The sequence below is a fragment of the Martinezella multihospitum genome (assembly GCF_900094585.1).
GTDB lineage: Bacteria > Pseudomonadota > Alphaproteobacteria > Rhizobiales > Rhizobiaceae > Rhizobium > Rhizobium multihospitium.
Genome location: NZ_FMAG01000002.1, coordinates 306,723 through 322,842, shown reverse-complemented (window position 1 = coordinate 322,842; position 16,120 = coordinate 306,723). Strand labels below are relative to the sequence as shown.

The window sequence follows — 16,120 nt, the reverse complement described above, 5'->3', positions numbered from 1 at the left end:
CGACCAGTTCCACGCCGGCGGCGCATATGCAGCAAAGCTCGCAAAGAATCAAGTCACAACCTCTTCATTGCGCGATTTCACCGCAGTTTGGCTAAACTTGCGAAGTCATAGCACAGGACGCCGACAAGACAATCCGTCACTATACGGAAAGCAGGCATGTCTTTGTGAATTATTCAAATACGATCGATGGCGCCGCGCGCTGCGGTGCGCCCGTCACTTGCTTCCAGACATTGGCTGCGATCTCGCGATATATGCCGGCAACCACGCCTTCCGGCTCGGCCGCGACCAGCGGCGTCCCGGCATCCGAGGTTTCGCGAATGCCCATGGTCAGCGGCACTTCACCGAGGAAAGGCACGCCGATGCGCTCTGCCTCCTTGCGGGCGCCGCCATGGCCGAAAATATCGTAGCGTGCACCGGTATCCGGGGCGATGAAATAGCTCATGTTCTCGACGATGCCGAGGACGGGAACCTCGACCTTGCGGAACATGTTCAAGCCCTTGCGCGCATCGATCAGCGCCAGATCCTGCGGTGTCGAAACAATAACGGCGCCAGCAAGCGGCACCTGCTGCGCCATGGTCAGCTGCACATCGCCGGTGCCGGGCGGCATGTCCACGACCAGCACGTCGAGCTCGCCCCAGGCGACCTCGCGCAGCATCTGCAACAGCGCCGATTGCACCATCGGCCCGCGCCAGATCATCGCGGTTTCCTCTTCGACGAGGAAACCCATCGACATGACCTTGAGGCCGTAATTCTCCATGGGATTGATGATGCGCCCATCGATCTGGGTCGGACGCCCGGAAATCTTCAGGAGACGCGGCATCGAAGGGCCATAGATGTCGGCGTCTAGAATGCCGACCTTCAGGCCGTTGGCAAGCAGCCCCAGCGCAAGATTGACCGCCGTCGTCGATTTGCCGACGCCGCCCTTACCCGAAGCGACCGCGATGATCGCCTTGACGCCCGGAACGCCGATCTTGGCGGCGCGGGGCGGCTGTTGCGGCGCGGGCTGATGAGGATGAGGATGCGAATGGCCATGCGGGGCAGCTTGCGCAGGCGTGGGCCGGGACGCCGGAACGCCAGCCTTCTTGTCGGCCGTCAGCGCGACCAGAGCGCCCTTGACCCCCGGCATATCCTTGACGACCCGCTCGGCGGCAAGACGCATCGGCTCCAGATCCTTGGCGCGCTCGGCGGGAACTGTGATGGAGAAATAGACCTTGCCATCGGAGATGAAGACATCCGACACCATGCCGAGTTCGACGATGTTGTGCTCCAGGTCGGGGCCGCGAACCGTCTTCAACGTTTCCAGCACCTGTTCCTTGGTGATGTCTGCCATTTCATCCTCACTGCAGAATCCTTTTCGGCAACGCCGCATCGGGCGGGCGCTTACCGAAATCATTCTGGCTTAGATAGTAGAGAGGCGGGACTTCGCCAAACGAAATTCGGGACGCCGTCGATAAAATGCGTCTTCGTTGCGGCCGGCAGGTCCGCCGGGTCCATAAAAGACCCTTACCAGCCGCAACGCTCTCCCAATTCGGGAAGACATGATCGCGGGCCGACATAGAACACTCGTCTGAAAGGAATAGGGCAAAGGCGCGAAAATCGTCTCACAGGCGCGCCAGAACTTGCCAAACGTGTTAAATGAGCAACAACCGCCACCGATCCCTTCGCCAGGAGAAGCTATGGCGAAGGGATCAGCGACGGTCGTTTGATCCGCGCTCGTTTCATCGGCGCTGTTATCAAAGTCCCCTCTGGACCTCTGTCTTTTCAGAAGCAGGAAGCGTGCCAGTTCTCAGAAAATCGGGGAAACAACGATATTTCAATTGTTTATTGGCTGCCCTACCTGGATCGGGATGATCGATCACCGCCGCAGGCTTCATCATATTTTATTCTGAGCGCACAAAATTCGTTCACACGCTGCTCGAATCTCGAGCATCGCGTCGAGACGGCGATGTCATTATTTGATCAATCCGACACGCAAGGCCTTGGCGACGGCCTGAGTGCGGTTGACGGTGTCGAGCTTCTTGGTAGCGCGATTGAGGTAGTGATTGACCGTATGTTCGGACAGAGACAGGATTTCGGCGATTTCGGCGCTGGTCTTTCCGGCCGCCGTCCAGTTCAGACAATCGATCTCCCGGTCGGTCAGGGCATCGACGACGCGAACATCGAGATTGCGGATTTCCGCAAGTCGGTCGAAGACGTGAACTGCAATATAGAAAAGATCCTTGATCTCTTCCGTCGAAAAAAGCTCGCGATCGCCAGCCAAACAGACCGCGCCGCGAAGACCGGAGGCATCGTGGGTCGGGAAATAGACGAAGCGCGTCATGCGGAAACGTTCGAACAGAGCCACCACGAGCTGCGACTTGCTCTCCTCGCGATTGGGGCTTGTCGTCACCTCATAGAGAAAGGGCAGCGTGGAGCCGCGCAGGCGTTGCAGCGCAGGGCTGGTCGACAACAGGTTTTCCTGATCGTAGATCGACAGCAGCTCTGCCGGCCAATTGTTGATGACTGAATTGCTCTGCAGGTCTGAGGACGTAATCGGCGGCAGATTGAGCACCATGAAGGCCCGGCAACGATAGGCCTCCGTCAGGCCCTTCATGAAACGGAACACATCGAACTGCGTCTTAAGCCTGCTGATTTCCTCGATAAAGTCCTCGCCACGAGGGGACATGCCCGCCTGTATCAATGCCGTCATCATCAGTCTTCTTTATGTAAAAGAGGAAAAAAATACGAAACTTCCGTCTCTTGTCCCTCACGATTATCGTACGGCAGCCGGTCTCAGCCGCTCGGCAAAATATAAGTTTTCCAAAATCGCGACTGCATCAACGCCCGTTACTATTATGTCCGCTCAACACCTCGCCAAATCCTGTATGGTTCCAATAATCACTTGGGGATAATGGCAGTTCTTCGGCATATCTCAACAGTAAAATTCAAGATAAACGAGCAATTTCGCTAAGATCAGGCGCTGACAGCATTAAATCCGCAAGTTTCGGACAGCCGTTGCGCGAAATTTATGGAGTCAACGCTTAGGCCCCATGCGGTTGCGCATGTCCGTCATGATCGAATCAGCAGCGGCAACCACCAACGGCGCCCATGACCGCAAGTTTTCCGATGTGACTCGATAGGCCGGGCCGGTCACGGAGACGCCGGCCAGCATATGACCATCGTCGGAGCAGATCGGCGCGGCAACACAGCATATGCCGCTTTCATGCTCCTCAAGATCGAAGGCATAGCCTCGCTTCCTGATTTCGTAGATATCCGAAAGCAGTTCGGAGGCGTTGCGAAGCGTATGCTCGGTATAAGGGCGATATTCGAGGCTTGAGATTCTCGCTTCAAGCTCGGCATCATCGAGCGCGGAGAGCGCTGCCTTGCCGACACCGGTACAGTAGGCCGGAGATGCATTGCCGACCTGCGAATACATGCGTACGGATTGGCGACCCTCGACCTTGTCGAGATAGATGACCTCCGTGCCGCGCAGGACGCCAAGATGGACGGTTTCACCAGTTACCTCCTGCAAGCGATACAGATGTGGCTCGGCAACGGCGCGAAACTCGTTGCGCGCCCAGCTGCGCGAGGCAAGCGTCAAGAGCCGCAACCCGATCAGATAACGACCATCGCGGTCGACCTCCAGAAGCCCTTCCTCGACAAGGTGCGACAATTGGCGGTGCAATGTGCCACGTGGCTGATCGGAGAGCGAAAGGATGTCGGTAAAGCGCATCGGGCTATCGGCGAGCGCGACAAGATCGAGCAGGGAGACGAGCTTTCCCAGCGTTCCGGTTTCCCGGTCGCGATGCCCTTTATTTTTTCCACTCTCTGAACCCAGATCCACGCTCATTCATTTATCTCTGGCAGAGCCGCACTATCCTTGACACCGTGCAAGGGTAGATCGATAATTCCATATAGTCAAATTATGTTCCGAATAATGGAACTTTCGATTGATCCGGGAGGAGACATTTTGGTGGATACTCAGACGCAATTTCCCGATCTGAAAGATCGCACCGTCCTCATCACCGGCGGCGGCTCCGGCATCGGCGCAAGCCTCGTGGAAGCCTTCGTAAAACAGGGCGCAAAGGTCGCCTTCATCGATATCGCCGAGGAACCCAGCAAGGCATTGGCGGCCAAGCTTTCGAGCCAATCGGTGCATCCCGTTTCCTTCTATCACGCCGACCTGCGCGATGTCGGCGCGATCAAAAGCACGGTTGCAGCGGTCGAGTCCGATCTCGGCGCGGTCCGCGTCCTCGTCAACAATGCCGCCTGGGACGACCGGCACGACATCGACACCATGACCGAGGACTATTGGGACAACAGCCAGGCGATCAACCTGAAACAGGTCTTCTTCGTCTCGCAGGCGGCTGCACCCGGGATGCGTGCCGCCGGCGGCGGCGCGATCATCAACTTCTCCTCGATCGTCTTCAAGATGAACCCGCCACTGCTATCTTCCTACGCAACGGCGAAGTCCGGCATCATCGGGCTGACCAAGAGCTTTGCCGGTCGCTTCGGCCCGGAGAATATCCGCGTCAACGCCGTTCTGCCCGGCATGATCGTCACCCAGCGGCAGCTCGACCTCTGGCTGACCGAGGAGGGCATGGCCAAGACGATAGACCGGCAATGCCTGAAGCGCGTGCTGAGCGCCGACGACCTGGTCGGGCCGGTGCTCTTCCTGGCCTCGGACTGCTCCGGCGCCATGACCGGACAAGCCATCACCGTCGACGGCGGTATTTTCTAATCTCAGGATTTCTGACGTAAGACTTGGAGCATTTCTCATGACGAAACCCGCATATGTCGCGGTGGACTGGGGCACCAGCAGTTTCCGGCTGTGGCTGATCGGCGAAGACGGCAGCATTCTCGCAGAGCGCCGCAGCGGCGAAGGCATGACCACCGCCGCCCAGACGGGCTTTGCCAAGGTCTTGCAAACGCATCTCGACGCCATATCCGCGCCGGACGCCATTCCCGTTATCGTTTGCGGCATGGCCGGAGCGCGCCAGGGCTGGGTGGAAGCCGGATATATCGACACGCCGACCTCGCTTGCCGCCATCCTGACCGGCGCCGTTTCAGTGCCCGGACAATCCCGCGATGTGCGCATCCTGCCGGGTCTCGCACAGCGAAGCCAGCAGGTGCCCGATGTCATGCGCGGCGAGGAAACGCAGCTGCTCGGCGCGATTGCCGCCGATGCCAAGGGCGAACAGCTCGTCTGCATGCCGGGAACGCATTCGAAATGGGTGCGCGCACTGGACGGCCAGGTGACGGGCTTTTCCACCTTCATGACCGGCGAGCTTTTCGACGTCATTACCAAGCACAGCATCCTGTCGCATGCCGTTGCCGGCGCTGCAGAGATGCCGGCCGATACGAAAGCATTCGAGGCTGCTCTGAGGACCGCCCTGGACAAGCCGGCCCTCGTGACCAACCTGCTGTTCACCGCCCGCTCCGGCCAGCTCCTGAACGGGCTTACGGCGGCCGGCGCGCAGGCGCTGATTTCGGGCACCTTGATCGGTGCGGAAATCGCCGGCGCGCTCGCTTCGGCCGGGCAGGATGCTGCGATCACGCTTGTCGCCTCCGGCCGTCTCCAGGCTCTCTATGAGGATGCCTTCCGAACCCTCTCCCTCAATTACAAGACCATCGATGCCGATGCCGCCGTCCGTCGCGGACTGTCCGCTGCGGCCGAAGCGATCTGGTTCAAGAAAGAAAGCAAAAGCTGATGACGACCCGCATCCCCTTCCCGCCCATGAAGCGCCCGCTCATCGCCATTCTTCGCGGCATCAAGCCGGAGGAAACGGCCGATATCGTCGGTGCGCTGATCGAAACCGGCTTCACGGCGATCGAAATCCCGCTGAATTCGCCGGAGCCGTTCCGCTCCATCGAAATCGCCGCGAAGATGGCGCCGGCCGATTGCCTGATCGGTGCCGGCACGGTACTGACGGTGGAAGACGTCGACAGGCTGGATGGCGCCGGCGGCAAGCTGCTGGTGACGCCGAATGTCGAGCCTGCGGTCATCAGCCGCGCTCGCGACAAGGGCATGGTGACGATGCCTGGCGTGTTCACCGCCACGGAAGCGCTTTCGGCCGCGCGCGCCGGTGCCACCGGTCTCAAATTCTTCCCCGCCGGCGTGCTCGGCGCTTCCGGCATCACAGCCATTCGCGCCGTCTTGCCGCCTGAGCTCGTGATTGCTGCGGTCGGCGGCGTTTCGGACAAGAATTTCGCCGATTACACCAAGGCCGGCGTGCTCGCCTTCGGCCTCGGCACCAGCCTTTACAAGCCGGGAATGACGGCTGCAGAGGTTGCCGAACGCGCCAAGGTCACCATTTATGCCTATGATGCCGCCATAGGAGCCTGATCTATGACCGATATTCATGATTTCCAGGGCAATATTCTCTGCAACACCTCCTCCGTCCTGGGAGAAGGCCCGACCTACGACCCCGATACGGACACCGTCTGGTGGTTCAACATCCTCGGCAAGGAACTGCACGAACTGCACCTGCCGACCGGGAAGAAACAGGTTCACGAGCTGCCGATGATGGCAAGCGTGCTGGCCCGCGTCGATGCGGAACGGCAGATGATCGCCACCGAGCAGGGACTGTTCCTGCGCGACATCGCGACCGGCGAATTGAGCTTCTATACGGCCATCGAAGCAGACAAGCCTGAAAACCGTTCCAATGACGGACGCACGCATGTTTCCGGTTCGCTCTGGATCGGCACGATGGGCAAGCGCGCCGAGATGCAGGCGGGCGCCATCTATCATGTCGCCGGCGGCAAGGTTACGAAGATCTTCGACCAGATCAGCATTCCGAATTCCATCTGCTTCTCGCCCGACGGCACGATCGGCTATTTCACCGATACGCGCGTCAGCCAGCTCATGCGCGTGCTCGTCGACCCCGAGACAGGGCTACCGACCGGCGAGCCGATCGTCATGGTCGACAGCATGGAGGATCCGGGCGGCCTTGACGGTTCGGTCTGCGACGCGGACGGCTATATCTGGAATGCGCGCTGGGGCTCCGGCTTCGTCGACAAATACAGCCCGGATGGTCTGCGCATCGAGCGCTTTCGCGTACCCGCCATGCAGCCGTCCTGCCCCGCCTTCATCGGCAAGAATGCGGACCGGCTGGCCGTGACGACCGCCTGGGAAGGGCTGGATGAGGAAGCGCGCTCCATGCAGCCCCAGGCTGGCGCGCTTCTGGAGCTCGGCCCCACCGTCAGGGGCGTTTTCGACCCTCCATACAAGCTTTGATTGAGATCCGCCTTCAGCTGATCGGCGCTGAAGGCGGCATTGTTTTCGACCGGCAATGCGGGACCGGCAGACGCGCCAACCGCGCAAAAATCGAAACCTGTATTGAACCACCCTGTTATTCCAACAATCTTTCTGGTTGTCTCTTGACGCTACAATTAACTGATTTTGCAGCATATTTCTTTTGTTTTCGAGCTGCATGACACGATTTTCTGCAACTTTTGACGGAACCAAAACCTCCCTGAGCCATTGCCTCTAAGACCGGTACGATAACGGTCGGCACCACAAAGGTTCCACTCGCGCTGGTAAGCATGCGCGTTGATCAAGCATGCCCATCAGAATGAAAGGTAGGTTCACGATGACTGGGAAACTCTTCACTTCTGTCGCCGCAGGCGCAATCTTTGCCACGGCGTCCGTGCTTTCACCCATGGCTTTCGCCCAGGCGCAACAGCCATCGAACGGAGGTACGGGCAGTAATGCACCGGTGACGCAGTCCGCGCCGGCAACGCCGGATGCCACGAAGCCGGACAGCTCGACGACACAGAAAAGCGCTCAGGCACCTGCCCCGGCAACGGGGACAGATCAAGCCGGCGGCTATCTGACCGTGCAGTCCGCGGACCAGATCAGTGCCAGGACTTATATGGGCCAGTCGGTCTATAATGGTCAGAACGAAAGCATCGGTAGCATCAACGACCTGATCCTGCAGAAGCAGGGCGGTGTCGTCGCCGCAGTCGTCGGCGTCGGCGGTTTCCTTGGCATGGGCCAGAAAAACGTCGCCGTTCCGTTCGATGAGATCAACGCTGCCCAGAATGCCCAGGATGGCACCATCAAGCTGACGACGACCGAAACGGCCGACGCTCTGAAGGCTGCGCCGGAATTCAAGACGCTTTCGATGCAGGCCTCCGAGAAGGCCGCAAGCTCGGCCGGCACGTCGACCATGCCGGGAACGGACAGCACGACCACTTCGTCGACCACCAACAAGTAAATATCTGTAACGAATAAACATTGGTCAGACGAAATACAGAAGCGGCGGCCCTTACCGGTCGCCGCTTTTCTTTGTCAACTTTCCGGACCTAGCGCGGCTCAGCTTTTCACGGAATGCTAGGATCGCTCCAGCTCTTTGTTTTCACGCAATTCCGGACGGAAAACCGCTACGCACTTTTGCTGGAATTGCCTAGGCGATTTCGCGTTCGTGGCTGAGCTCGAAGTAATGGGTTTGCAGGTAACGAAGCGTCGCTGCGCCGTCTGCCGGCTTTCCGAAATAATAGCCTTGTCCCATGGCGCAACCGAGCGCCTTCAGCTTTGCCGCTTCCGCATGTTCTTCTATGCCCTCCGCGACCACACGCAGTTCAAGCCCTTCGCACATGGCAAGAACAGCCTTGATGATATGTTCGGAGGCCCTGTCCGAATTCATGCGTGAGACGAAAGCCCGATCGATCTTGACCTTGTCGAAGATGAATTCGCGCAAGCGCCCAAGGCTGGACTGGCCGGTGCCGAAATCATCGAGAGAGATGCGCACGCCGACCGCACGAAGATCAGCGATGATTTGATGAGCCGTATCCGCCGAGCTCATGACCGCGGTTTCCGTGATTTCAAGTTCGAGGCGGTGCGGGTCCAGACCGGCGCGCGTCAGGATCGCGAGAATGCTGCTGCTGGTGCCGGGGTCCATCAGCTGCGCCGAAGAGAGATTGAAGGACAGAAACAGTTCGCGCGGCCACGAGAGTGCCGCCTCCGCCGCCTTTCGCAGCAGCGTTTCGGATAGCGCATCGATAAAGCCTCGCTCCTCGGCAAGCGGCACGAAGACAGCGGGTGAGACGAAGCCGAGATCGGGATCGTTCCAGCGCGCCAGGGCCTCGAAACCGAGAACGATGTTGTTGGCGAGCGAGACGATCGGCTGGAAATGCACGTCGATGGAGTCGGAAATGATGGCATTGCGCAGCGCTTGCTCGAGCTGCGTCGCACGCTTCATCTCCTGGGCAATCTCTCTGGAATAGACGGTGATCTGGCCGCGGCCGCGACGCTTGGAGCGATAGAGCGCCGTATCCGCATTTTTCAGGAGATCGTCGAACTCTTCTCCCGCGAAAGGGTGGATGGCGAAGCCGAAGGACGCGGAAAGGCGGACATTGCGGTCACCGAGATCATAAGGCGCTGACAACACCTCGCGGATCATCTGCCCGAATTTCTCGGCACCGACGCGTTCGAAGACAAGCGGCAGGACGAAGGCGAATTCATCGCCGTCATGACGCGTCACCATCGCGCCATCGGGGATGCAGGCCTTGAGACGATGGGCAACCTGGCAGAGGATCTCGTCGCCTGCCTCGACGCCGAACAGGTCATTGATCGGCTTGAAGGCATCGAGATTGACGATGCCGATCGTAAAGGGTGCGGGATCGCCGGCACGCTCAAGCGAAAGCGCGCGCGCACGCTCGCGCATGCGATGGCGATTGCCCAATCCGGTGAGCGGATCGGTATAAGCGATTGTCTGCGGCTCCTGATTGACCGGCCCCGGCAGCATCTCAGTCGATTTCATATTTGGTTCCGACCTTTTCTCCACCCGGGGGAAAAGCATGCCGAGGAAGTCTTAACAAAGGATGCCAAGACGACAGTCATTCGGCGTCGGCGATAAGTTGCCGTCGGCGGTGATATCATTGTAACATTTATCTATTTTGCGCCTTCAGGACACCGCGCATATGCTTCTGGAAGACCGTCTCGATGATATCGGGACTAACCGGTTTCAGAATAACGTCGTCCATGCCCACCTCAGCGCATTCCTTGCGGTCGCGCTCGAAAGCCTGTGTCAGAACACCGATGATCGGCGTATGGGAGCCGCTGCCCTTTTCTGCGCCACGGATCAGCCGGGTGGATTCAAAGCCGTTCAGCCCCGGCAGCGAAATGTCCATCAGGATCAGCTCCGGACGATGCTCCTGCCACAGGCGCACCGCCTCGTCACCGCTTGCGGCGATCACATAGCTGTATCCCAAGCCCTCAAGGATCTGCGAGAAGACGATCTGGTTGATATCATTGTCTTCAGCGACCAGGATCTGCGCCCGACGCTCCTCGCCGGTCACACGCCGCCATTCGGGCGCAAGCCCCGGCTCTGTGATCTCGCCGAGTTCGCCACGGATGTTGCGATTGAAATGGCGCGCGATCAGGAAAGCAAGCTCGGTTGCAAGCTGCGATCCGTTCAGCGACAGCGCGGCGAGGTTCTGCCGCTCGGCCAGCTCGATCCCGCGCTTGCCGAGCTGGTTGTCGACGATGACCAGGTCGATCTTGACGCCATGTTCGCTCGCCACGTCCAGAAATGCCGCCTCTTCGTTTTCGTTGTGAACGACACAGGCTTCGAAGCCATATTTCTCGAGGGTCTTCAGGGCCGCGGTTTCGGCAGCGAAATCCGGCGTGACCACGAGCACCTTGCGGCCGCTGAAATTCTCCGGAACGAAGGTCTCCATGGCGGCCGGACGGCGCGAAATGGTCTGCAGCGCGACCATCGGAACATAGGCACGGCGATAGGAGCGATCGCTGTTTTCCCGGATGCTCGATGCCAGCGCGAATTCGTCGAAATCGGCGCCATCCTTGGGCAGGTCCTGCATGGTGCAGACCAGGAAATAGCGGCCCGGTTTGCCGATGCGCTGCTTGCGGGTGACGATGTCACGTTCGACGCCATCACGGGCGATCTGGCGCTGCCGCGAGATCGACATCTCGCCGGTCTCGATCACATGCCGGTCACTCTCATGGAAGCGGTTGGCAAGGTCTGTGGAGAAGATATCGATGCTCTTGCGCCCGCGCACTTCGTCTGCCGCCGTCTGGTACTTGTCGCAGAACGCCCGGTTGACCGCGACGTAGACGAGGTTCTGATCCTTGACGAAAACCGGAAAGGGCAGATTGTCGAGAATGTCCTCGGTCAGCTGCACGCGCTCCATGTCGACGCGCCACTGCTCTTCGCGCTTCTTGACTTCGGAAACGTCGGAGATGATGCAAAAGCCAATACCCGACGACAGCCGCCGCTTGAGGATGCGCACCCAGCGGTCGTCGGTGAAATGCTCGGTCGTCTCGTAGCGTTCGCGCCAATGGGTGGCTATGCGCTGCGATATCCAATCGTCGCGATTGGCGGCCGTTTTGGTCTGGTGGCGCTGATAGCGTACGCCCGTATCGAAGACGGCGCTCAGAAAATCGCGCAGCCGCGTGGAGGGCTGCAAGAATTCCGGCTCAATCGGGAAGAAGTTCAGAACCTGACGGCTGGCAAACAGCAGAAGGTCGTTCTTGTCGTAGGCGAAAAAGGCGCTGGAAAGACCATCGCAAAAGGCATCGAAGAACATCGTCTGCAGACTGCCGCCGAAAGGCGCATCAGCCGTCATCATTGCCAAAGCTGCCTTTTCAATCTCGGCAGTCATTCGTCGGATTCCTACACTCAACCAGTTTCACAACACGGCAAATCGACAAAGCGGCATTCGCTCTGCGAGGCAAATTCATGGAAGTTGCATGCTGGCCTCGGCACTTGAAGCAGATGGCACCTGGCTCCATTTTGACTGATGGCCACCAACCTGCCATCGAGAGCCGTCAGCATGCACGAAACGCGCCACCTGCGGTCATTTCAAGTTCTGTCTCGGCAACCTGTCATCATTCCCTTAAACATTGATTAAATTTCTTAACAAAGCCCCCGACGTAAACGGGTGGATCAAGGCCGGAAAATCGCCTTTCCTCTTTCCACGCCGCCGCGAATCCACGAGAATACAGCCATGGCCATCAAGCAACTTTCCGAGACCCTGATCAATCAGATCGCCGCCGGCGAAGTCATCGAGCGCCCGGCGAGCGCCGCCAAGGAACTGATCGAAAATGCGCTCGATGCCGGTGCGACCCGGATCGAGATCGCGACGGCGGGCGGTGGCAAGGCGCTGCTGAGGGTAACCGACAACGGCTCCGGCATGGAGGAGACGGATCTCGAACTCGCGGTGCGGCGTCACTGCACTTCGAAGATTTCCGAAACGCTTGAGGATATCCGTACCCTCGGCTTTCGCGGCGAAGCGCTGCCTTCGATCGGCTCGGTGGCGAAGCTTTCGATCGCGAGCCGTAGAGTGGGTGCCGCGGGCGGTGCCGAGATCGCCGTTGCCGGCGGCAAGGTTCTGCATCTGCGTCCGGCGGCCGCCAATCCGGGCACGATCGTCGAGGTGCGCGACCTGTTCTTTGCGACGCCGGCACGCCTGAAATTCCTGAAGACGGAAAAGGCGGAGGCGGCCGCGATCACCGAAGTCGTCAAGCGCATGGCGATCGCCTTTCCGCGCGTACGCTTCGTTCTGTCGGGCAGCGACCGCTCGACGCTGGAATTTCCCGCGACGGGCGATGATCATCTCGCCCGCATGGCACAGATTCTGGGTGGCGATTTCAAGGACAATGCCATCGCGCTCGATGCCGTACGCGAGGATGTGAGCCTTACCGGTTTTGCCGGCGTGCCGACCTTCAATCGCGGCAACTCCGCGCATCAATATGCCTTCGTCAATGGCCGGCCGGTACAGGACAAGCTGATCCTGTCTGCGATCCGCGGCGCCTATGCCGAAACTATTCCGGCCGGACGCTATCCCATTGCCGTGCTGTCGCTGACGCTCGATCCCGCCCTTGTTGATGTCAACGTACATCCGGCGAAATCCGATGTGCGCTTCCGCGATCCGGGGCTGGTGCGCGGCCTGATCGTCGGCGCCGTGCGCGAAGCGCTTGCGCGTGAAGGCGACCGGGCGGCCACGACCGGCGCGGATGGCATGCTGCGCGCCTTCACAGCCGGACGCTCCGGCTTCCAGCCGGGCTGGCGTCCCTCGCCCGCAGCGGCGCCGTGGACCGCTGAAGCCTCTCCCTTCCGCCCCTATGAAAGACCGGCGTCGCCGACAGGCCATGGCTTCTCCGAAAGGCCACAGGCGGCCTTCGAGGGACTTTCGATGCCGACCGCCCGCGCAGACGTGGCGCCTCCGCTGGAGCCTGTGCGAGTTGAGGAGCCGGCGCGCTTTCCGCTGGGCGCCGCGCGGGCGCAATTGCACGAGAATTACATCGTCGCCCAGACAGAGAACGGGCTTGTCATCGTCGATCAGCATGCGGCGCATGAGCGGCTGGTGTTCGAAGCCATGCGCAAGGCCCTGCATTCGAAGCGGCTGTCCTCGCAGGTGCTGCTGATTCCGGAAATCGTCGACCTGCCTGAGGAGGATTGCGACCGGCTGATGGTGTTTGCCGAAGAGCTGGGCGAGCTCGGGCTTGCGATCGAACGCTTCGGACCAGGCGCAGTCGCCGTTAGGGAAACGCCGGCGATGCTCGGCGAGGTCGACGCGCAGGGTCTCGTCCGGCAGCTGGCCGACGAGATCGCCGAATGGGATACGGCTTCGGGGCTTGCCGCCAAGCTGGAATATGTCGCGGCGACCATGGCCTGTCACGGCTCCGTGCGCTCAGGCCGACGGCTGCGCCCGGAAGAGATGAATGCGCTTTTGCGCCAGATGGAAGCCACACCCGGCTCCGGACAATGCAATCACGGCAGGCCGACCTATATAGAGCTGAAACTCACAGACATCGAACGGCTGTTCGGGCGCAGCTGACCCCAGCCGTTTCTAAAAGGAACTTTTGCGGGAAATAGTCTGGGAAAGTCACGCCTGCTGCATGATTTTATCGTTAAGTCGAAATCGATTTGAGGATAAAATCATGCAGCAGATTTAAGGTGCTGCACCGACCTTTGCGCGTCATATTTGACGCGCGGCGCTGTAGTGCGGTATGGCAGATAGATGACAGAGATCAAGGACGGCATCAGATGAATCTTTTCGAAGGACATGGAAACCGCGAGGCGAAAGTTCGCTATCTCGACGGTGATTTCCAGATCCTGATGCCCGGCTCCTATGTCGTCTGCGCCATGACCGGCAAACATATCGCGCTCGATGAGCTTCGCTACTGGAGCGTTGCCCGCCAGGAACCCTATGCCGATGTCATCACTTCGCTCGAGGCTGAAAAGCGCGCCGGCGCACTGCCCAACCAGAAGCGCTGATCTCTTGCTGAATAGCTGATCTAGTTTTAAGCCGTTTTGCCGCGCTTTTCCCGCAAGCGACGCTCGCGGGCGATTGCAACTGCCCTGTCGATAATCAGGGCTGGAGCCTGCGGATCGTCAAAGACCATATCGATCTCGATCACCCTGCAGCGCCGCAAGAGTTCATCGGCGCGACCATGATGGCCGATCAGGCGCACGTAATCCTTCGAGGTGGTGACGATCTCCAGCCCTTCACGCGAGGCGATGTCGAGCATGTCGGAGACGTCATCCTCGCCGGGATGTTCGTGGTCTCCGAAGCTACGCCGGACGGCGATATCGGCCCCCAGCGTCTCGACTGTGCGGAAGAACTTGGTCGGATCGGCAATGCCGGCGAAGGCAAGCACCTTGCGGCCACGCAAATCTTCCTGCCCACGCACTCTGACGCCTGCGGAAAAGAAAGGCTTCCCCGCCCTTGCCGCAAGGCGAACGACGCGATCGGCGGCAGTGCCCTCGCCCACCTTCAAGAGAGCGGATGCGTAAAGAAGCTGGGTGCGCAGCGGCGCACGCACAGGACCGCCTGGAACGAGGTGGCCGTTGCCGATGCCTCTGCCGGCATCGATCACGACCAACGCGTAGTCGATCGCAAGCTGCGCGCTCTGGAAGCCGTCATCCATGATGATGAGGTCGGCGCCTTCGCGCACCAGCCTTTCCGCACCATCGGCCCGGCGACGGGCAATGACCGTCAGAGCCTCGCGGGCAAGCAGCAGCGGCTCGTCACCGACAGCCGTAGCGTGGTGATGGGCGGGATCGACGACCGTTGTTACATCGAGCGAGCCGCCATAGCCGCGGCTGAGAAAACCCGGTGTCAGTCCTTTGGCCTTGGCAGCCTGAGCCAGCGCAAGCGCCGTCGGCGTCTTGCCAGCGCCGCCCACCGTGAAATTGCCGACGCAGATGACAGGCACCGGTACGGAGGCGCGTTTTCCATTCACCATTCGATGCCCGGCGATACGGCCGTATAGGAACGAAAAGGGTGAGAGCCCCCAGGCACGCCAATCCGGCTTTCGCCACCAGAAAGGTGGGGCTTCCGATACCATGCGTCTAGTCCAGCCCTATTCTTGTGCCTGCAACAAACCGGCAAGAAAGGCCAGATTGCGTGAAAAAGCAAGCCATTGCCAGGATCAGGCCGATTGCGCCACAGGCATGAGCAGGCCTTCCAGCTCGGTAATGTCGTTGAGGCAATAATCGGAGGCCGCCGTCAGCGTCTCGCGCGAGCCGGTGCCCGTCAGTACGCCGACGGTCAGGCCGACGCCGGCGTTGCGGCCCATATGGAGATCATGATTGTTGTCGCCGACGACAGCGACCTGTGCGGGCGAAAGACCCGTCGCCGCGTAGAAGCCGAGCACCATGCCCGGCTCCGGCTTGGTGCCGAAGCCGCTGTCATATCCGGCGATATAATCGAGATAATCGATGAAGCCGAAGCGACGCGCCGTCTGGCGGATGGAGCGCTCATTGTCGCTGGAGGCAACACCGAGCTTGTAGCCGCGCTCACGCAGGCGCCGGAAGAAGGCGGCAAGATCAGTGACAGGCGAGGAAAAATCGGCCGCATGCGCAAAGAGCGCATCGAGTTTCTCCACCAGTTCCGCGACATCCACTTTCGAGCCGGCGGCGACCAGCCCCTCGGAAATCTGCCTGGTGTTGCCGGCGGCCAGCAGGCTGTCGGGCACGATATGACCGCTGATCGGGTCCATGCCGCAGGAAGACAAGAGATGATCGGCGAGAATGGGATCGTCCTGAGCTGCGATCCGCGCGAGCTCGCGGTTAACCGGCAACCAGCTCTGGTCATAGTCGAGCAGCGTGCCGTCCTTGTCGAAAAGAATGCCCGCAATTGCTCCCAGCTTGACCGCCGTCATGCCCTTCCC

General features: G+C 60.0%; 14 protein-coding genes. 7 read left to right on the top strand and 7 right to left on the bottom strand.

Going from position 1 to position 16,120, the window contains the following annotated elements:
- Window positions 1–169: 169 nt before the first annotated feature.
- The 3 genes from apbC to GA0061103_RS08350 all read right to left on the bottom strand — a co-directional run bounded on the left by apbC (window position 170) and on the right by GA0061103_RS08350 (window position 3,829).
- Window positions 170–1,330 carry an iron-sulfur cluster carrier protein ApbC gene (gene apbC, locus GA0061103_RS08360; RefSeq protein ID WP_092709519.1) on the bottom strand — a complete coding sequence of 387 codons (1,161 nt, stop codon included), beginning with the start codon at window positions 1,328–1,330 and terminating at the stop codon, window positions 170–172.
- A 621-nt stretch (window positions 1,331–1,951) separates the two neighbouring features.
- A complete protein-coding gene (locus tag GA0061103_RS08355) occupies window positions 1,952–2,692 on the bottom strand; it encodes a helix-turn-helix transcriptional regulator (RefSeq protein WP_425349475.1) in 741 nt (246 codons plus the stop codon).
- A 321-nt stretch (window positions 2,693–3,013) separates the two neighbouring features.
- Window positions 3,014–3,829, bottom strand: a complete 816-nt coding sequence (locus GA0061103_RS08350) for an IclR family transcriptional regulator (RefSeq protein WP_092709516.1) — start codon at window positions 3,827–3,829, stop codon at window positions 3,014–3,016.
- A gap of 87 nt (window positions 3,830–3,916) precedes the next feature.
- Here GA0061103_RS08350 and GA0061103_RS08345 point away from each other — a divergent pair, with 87 nt between their 5' ends.
- The 5 genes from GA0061103_RS08345 to GA0061103_RS08325 all read left to right on the top strand — a co-directional run bounded on the left by GA0061103_RS08345 (window position 3,917) and on the right by GA0061103_RS08325 (window position 8,198).
- On the top strand, window positions 3,917–4,720 hold the full coding sequence (locus GA0061103_RS08345) for an SDR family NAD(P)-dependent oxidoreductase (protein WP_208603501.1): 804 nt from the start codon (window positions 3,917–3,919) through the stop codon (window positions 4,718–4,720).
- Window positions 4,721–4,757: 37 nt separating this feature from the next.
- Window positions 4,758–5,690, top strand: coding sequence for a 2-dehydro-3-deoxygalactonokinase (locus GA0061103_RS08340; RefSeq protein WP_092709513.1), 933 nt, complete (start codon window positions 4,758–4,760; stop codon window positions 5,688–5,690).
- Window positions 5,690–6,325: a 2-dehydro-3-deoxy-6-phosphogalactonate aldolase gene (locus GA0061103_RS08335; protein WP_092709510.1), complete on the top strand. Its 636-nt coding sequence runs from the start codon at window positions 5,690–5,692 to the stop codon at window positions 6,323–6,325. Before GA0061103_RS08340 ends, GA0061103_RS08335 begins: the two co-directional genes overlap by 1 nt.
- Window positions 6,326–6,328: 3 nt before the next feature.
- The gene (locus GA0061103_RS08330; RefSeq protein ID WP_092709507.1) at window positions 6,329–7,216 is read left to right on the top strand and encodes an SMP-30/gluconolactonase/LRE family protein; all 888 of its coding nucleotides are present in this window, start codon (window positions 6,329–6,331) and stop codon (window positions 7,214–7,216) included.
- A 355-nt stretch (window positions 7,217–7,571) separates the two neighbouring features.
- Window positions 7,572–8,198 carry a PRC-barrel domain-containing protein gene (locus GA0061103_RS08325; protein WP_092709504.1) on the top strand — a complete coding sequence of 209 codons (627 nt, stop codon included), beginning with the start codon at window positions 7,572–7,574 and terminating at the stop codon, window positions 8,196–8,198.
- Window positions 8,199–8,387: 189 nt separating this feature from the next.
- Here GA0061103_RS08325 and GA0061103_RS08320 read toward each other — a convergent pair whose 3' ends face one another.
- Both GA0061103_RS08320 and GA0061103_RS08315 read right to left on the bottom strand, forming a co-directional pair.
- Window positions 8,388–9,743 carry a putative bifunctional diguanylate cyclase/phosphodiesterase gene (locus tag GA0061103_RS08320; protein ID WP_092709501.1) on the bottom strand — a complete coding sequence of 452 codons (1,356 nt, stop codon included), beginning with the start codon at window positions 9,741–9,743 and terminating at the stop codon, window positions 8,388–8,390.
- Between the two features lie 127 nt (window positions 9,744–9,870).
- Window positions 9,871–11,604: a response regulator gene (locus GA0061103_RS08315; RefSeq protein ID WP_092709498.1), complete on the bottom strand. Its 1,734-nt coding sequence runs from the start codon at window positions 11,602–11,604 to the stop codon at window positions 9,871–9,873.
- Between the two features lie 345 nt (window positions 11,605–11,949).
- Between GA0061103_RS08315 and mutL the strand changes: the two genes are divergently transcribed.
- Both mutL and GA0061103_RS08305 read left to right on the top strand, forming a co-directional pair.
- Window positions 11,950–13,782, top strand: a complete 1,833-nt coding sequence (gene mutL / locus GA0061103_RS08310) for a DNA mismatch repair endonuclease MutL (RefSeq protein WP_092709495.1) — start codon at window positions 11,950–11,952, stop codon at window positions 13,780–13,782.
- 209 nt (window positions 13,783–13,991) lie between these two features.
- The gene (locus GA0061103_RS08305; protein WP_069612411.1) at window positions 13,992–14,222 is read left to right on the top strand and encodes a DUF2093 domain-containing protein; all 231 of its coding nucleotides are present in this window, start codon (window positions 13,992–13,994) and stop codon (window positions 14,220–14,222) included.
- A gap of 26 nt (window positions 14,223–14,248) precedes the next feature.
- Here GA0061103_RS08305 and lpxK read toward each other — a convergent pair whose 3' ends face one another.
- Together lpxK and GA0061103_RS08295 are read right to left on the bottom strand one after the other, a co-directional pair.
- Complete coding sequence (gene lpxK, locus GA0061103_RS08300) at window positions 14,249–15,295, bottom strand: tetraacyldisaccharide 4'-kinase (RefSeq protein WP_092709492.1); 1,047 nt, start codon at window positions 15,293–15,295, stop codon at window positions 14,249–14,251.
- An 84-nt stretch (window positions 15,296–15,379) separates the two neighbouring features.
- Window positions 15,380–16,111, bottom strand: a complete 732-nt coding sequence (locus GA0061103_RS08295) for an HAD family hydrolase (RefSeq protein WP_092709490.1) — start codon at window positions 16,109–16,111, stop codon at window positions 15,380–15,382.
- Window positions 16,112–16,120: the final 9 nt, after the last annotated feature.

Excerpts from the sequence above, each read along its gene's own strand:
- apbC (WP_092709519.1), bottom strand. The coding sequence starts at position 1,330 with ATGGCAGACATCACCAAGGAACAGGTGCTGGAAACGTTGAAGACGGTT.
- GA0061103_RS08355 (WP_425349475.1), bottom strand. The coding sequence starts at position 2,692 with ATGATGACGGCATTGATACAGGCGGGCATGTCCCCTCGTGGCGAGGAC.
- GA0061103_RS08350 (WP_092709516.1), bottom strand. The coding sequence starts at position 3,829 with ATGAGCGTGGATCTGGGTTCAGAGAGTGGAAAAAATAAAGGGCATCGC.
- GA0061103_RS08345 (WP_208603501.1), top strand. The coding sequence starts at position 3,917 with ATGGAACTTTCGATTGATCCGGGAGGAGACATTTTGGTGGATACTCAG.
- GA0061103_RS08340 (WP_092709513.1), top strand. The coding sequence starts at position 4,758 with ATGACGAAACCCGCATATGTCGCGGTGGACTGGGGCACCAGCAGTTTC.
- GA0061103_RS08335 (WP_092709510.1), top strand. The coding sequence starts at position 5,690 with ATGACGACCCGCATCCCCTTCCCGCCCATGAAGCGCCCGCTCATCGCC.
- GA0061103_RS08330 (WP_092709507.1), top strand. The coding sequence starts at position 6,329 with ATGACCGATATTCATGATTTCCAGGGCAATATTCTCTGCAACACCTCC.
- GA0061103_RS08325 (WP_092709504.1), top strand. The coding sequence starts at position 7,572 with ATGACTGGGAAACTCTTCACTTCTGTCGCCGCAGGCGCAATCTTTGCC.
- GA0061103_RS08320 (WP_092709501.1), bottom strand. The coding sequence starts at position 9,743 with ATGAAATCGACTGAGATGCTGCCGGGGCCGGTCAATCAGGAGCCGCAG.
- GA0061103_RS08315 (WP_092709498.1), bottom strand. The coding sequence starts at position 11,604 with ATGACTGCCGAGATTGAAAAGGCAGCTTTGGCAATGATGACGGCTGAT.
- mutL (WP_092709495.1), top strand. The coding sequence starts at position 11,950 with ATGGCCATCAAGCAACTTTCCGAGACCCTGATCAATCAGATCGCCGCC.
- GA0061103_RS08305 (WP_069612411.1), top strand. The coding sequence starts at position 13,992 with ATGAATCTTTTCGAAGGACATGGAAACCGCGAGGCGAAAGTTCGCTAT.
- lpxK (WP_092709492.1), bottom strand. The coding sequence starts at position 15,295 with ATGGTATCGGAAGCCCCACCTTTCTGGTGGCGAAAGCCGGATTGGCGT.
- GA0061103_RS08295 (WP_092709490.1), bottom strand. The coding sequence starts at position 16,111 with ATGACGGCGGTCAAGCTGGGAGCAATTGCGGGCATTCTTTTCGACAAG.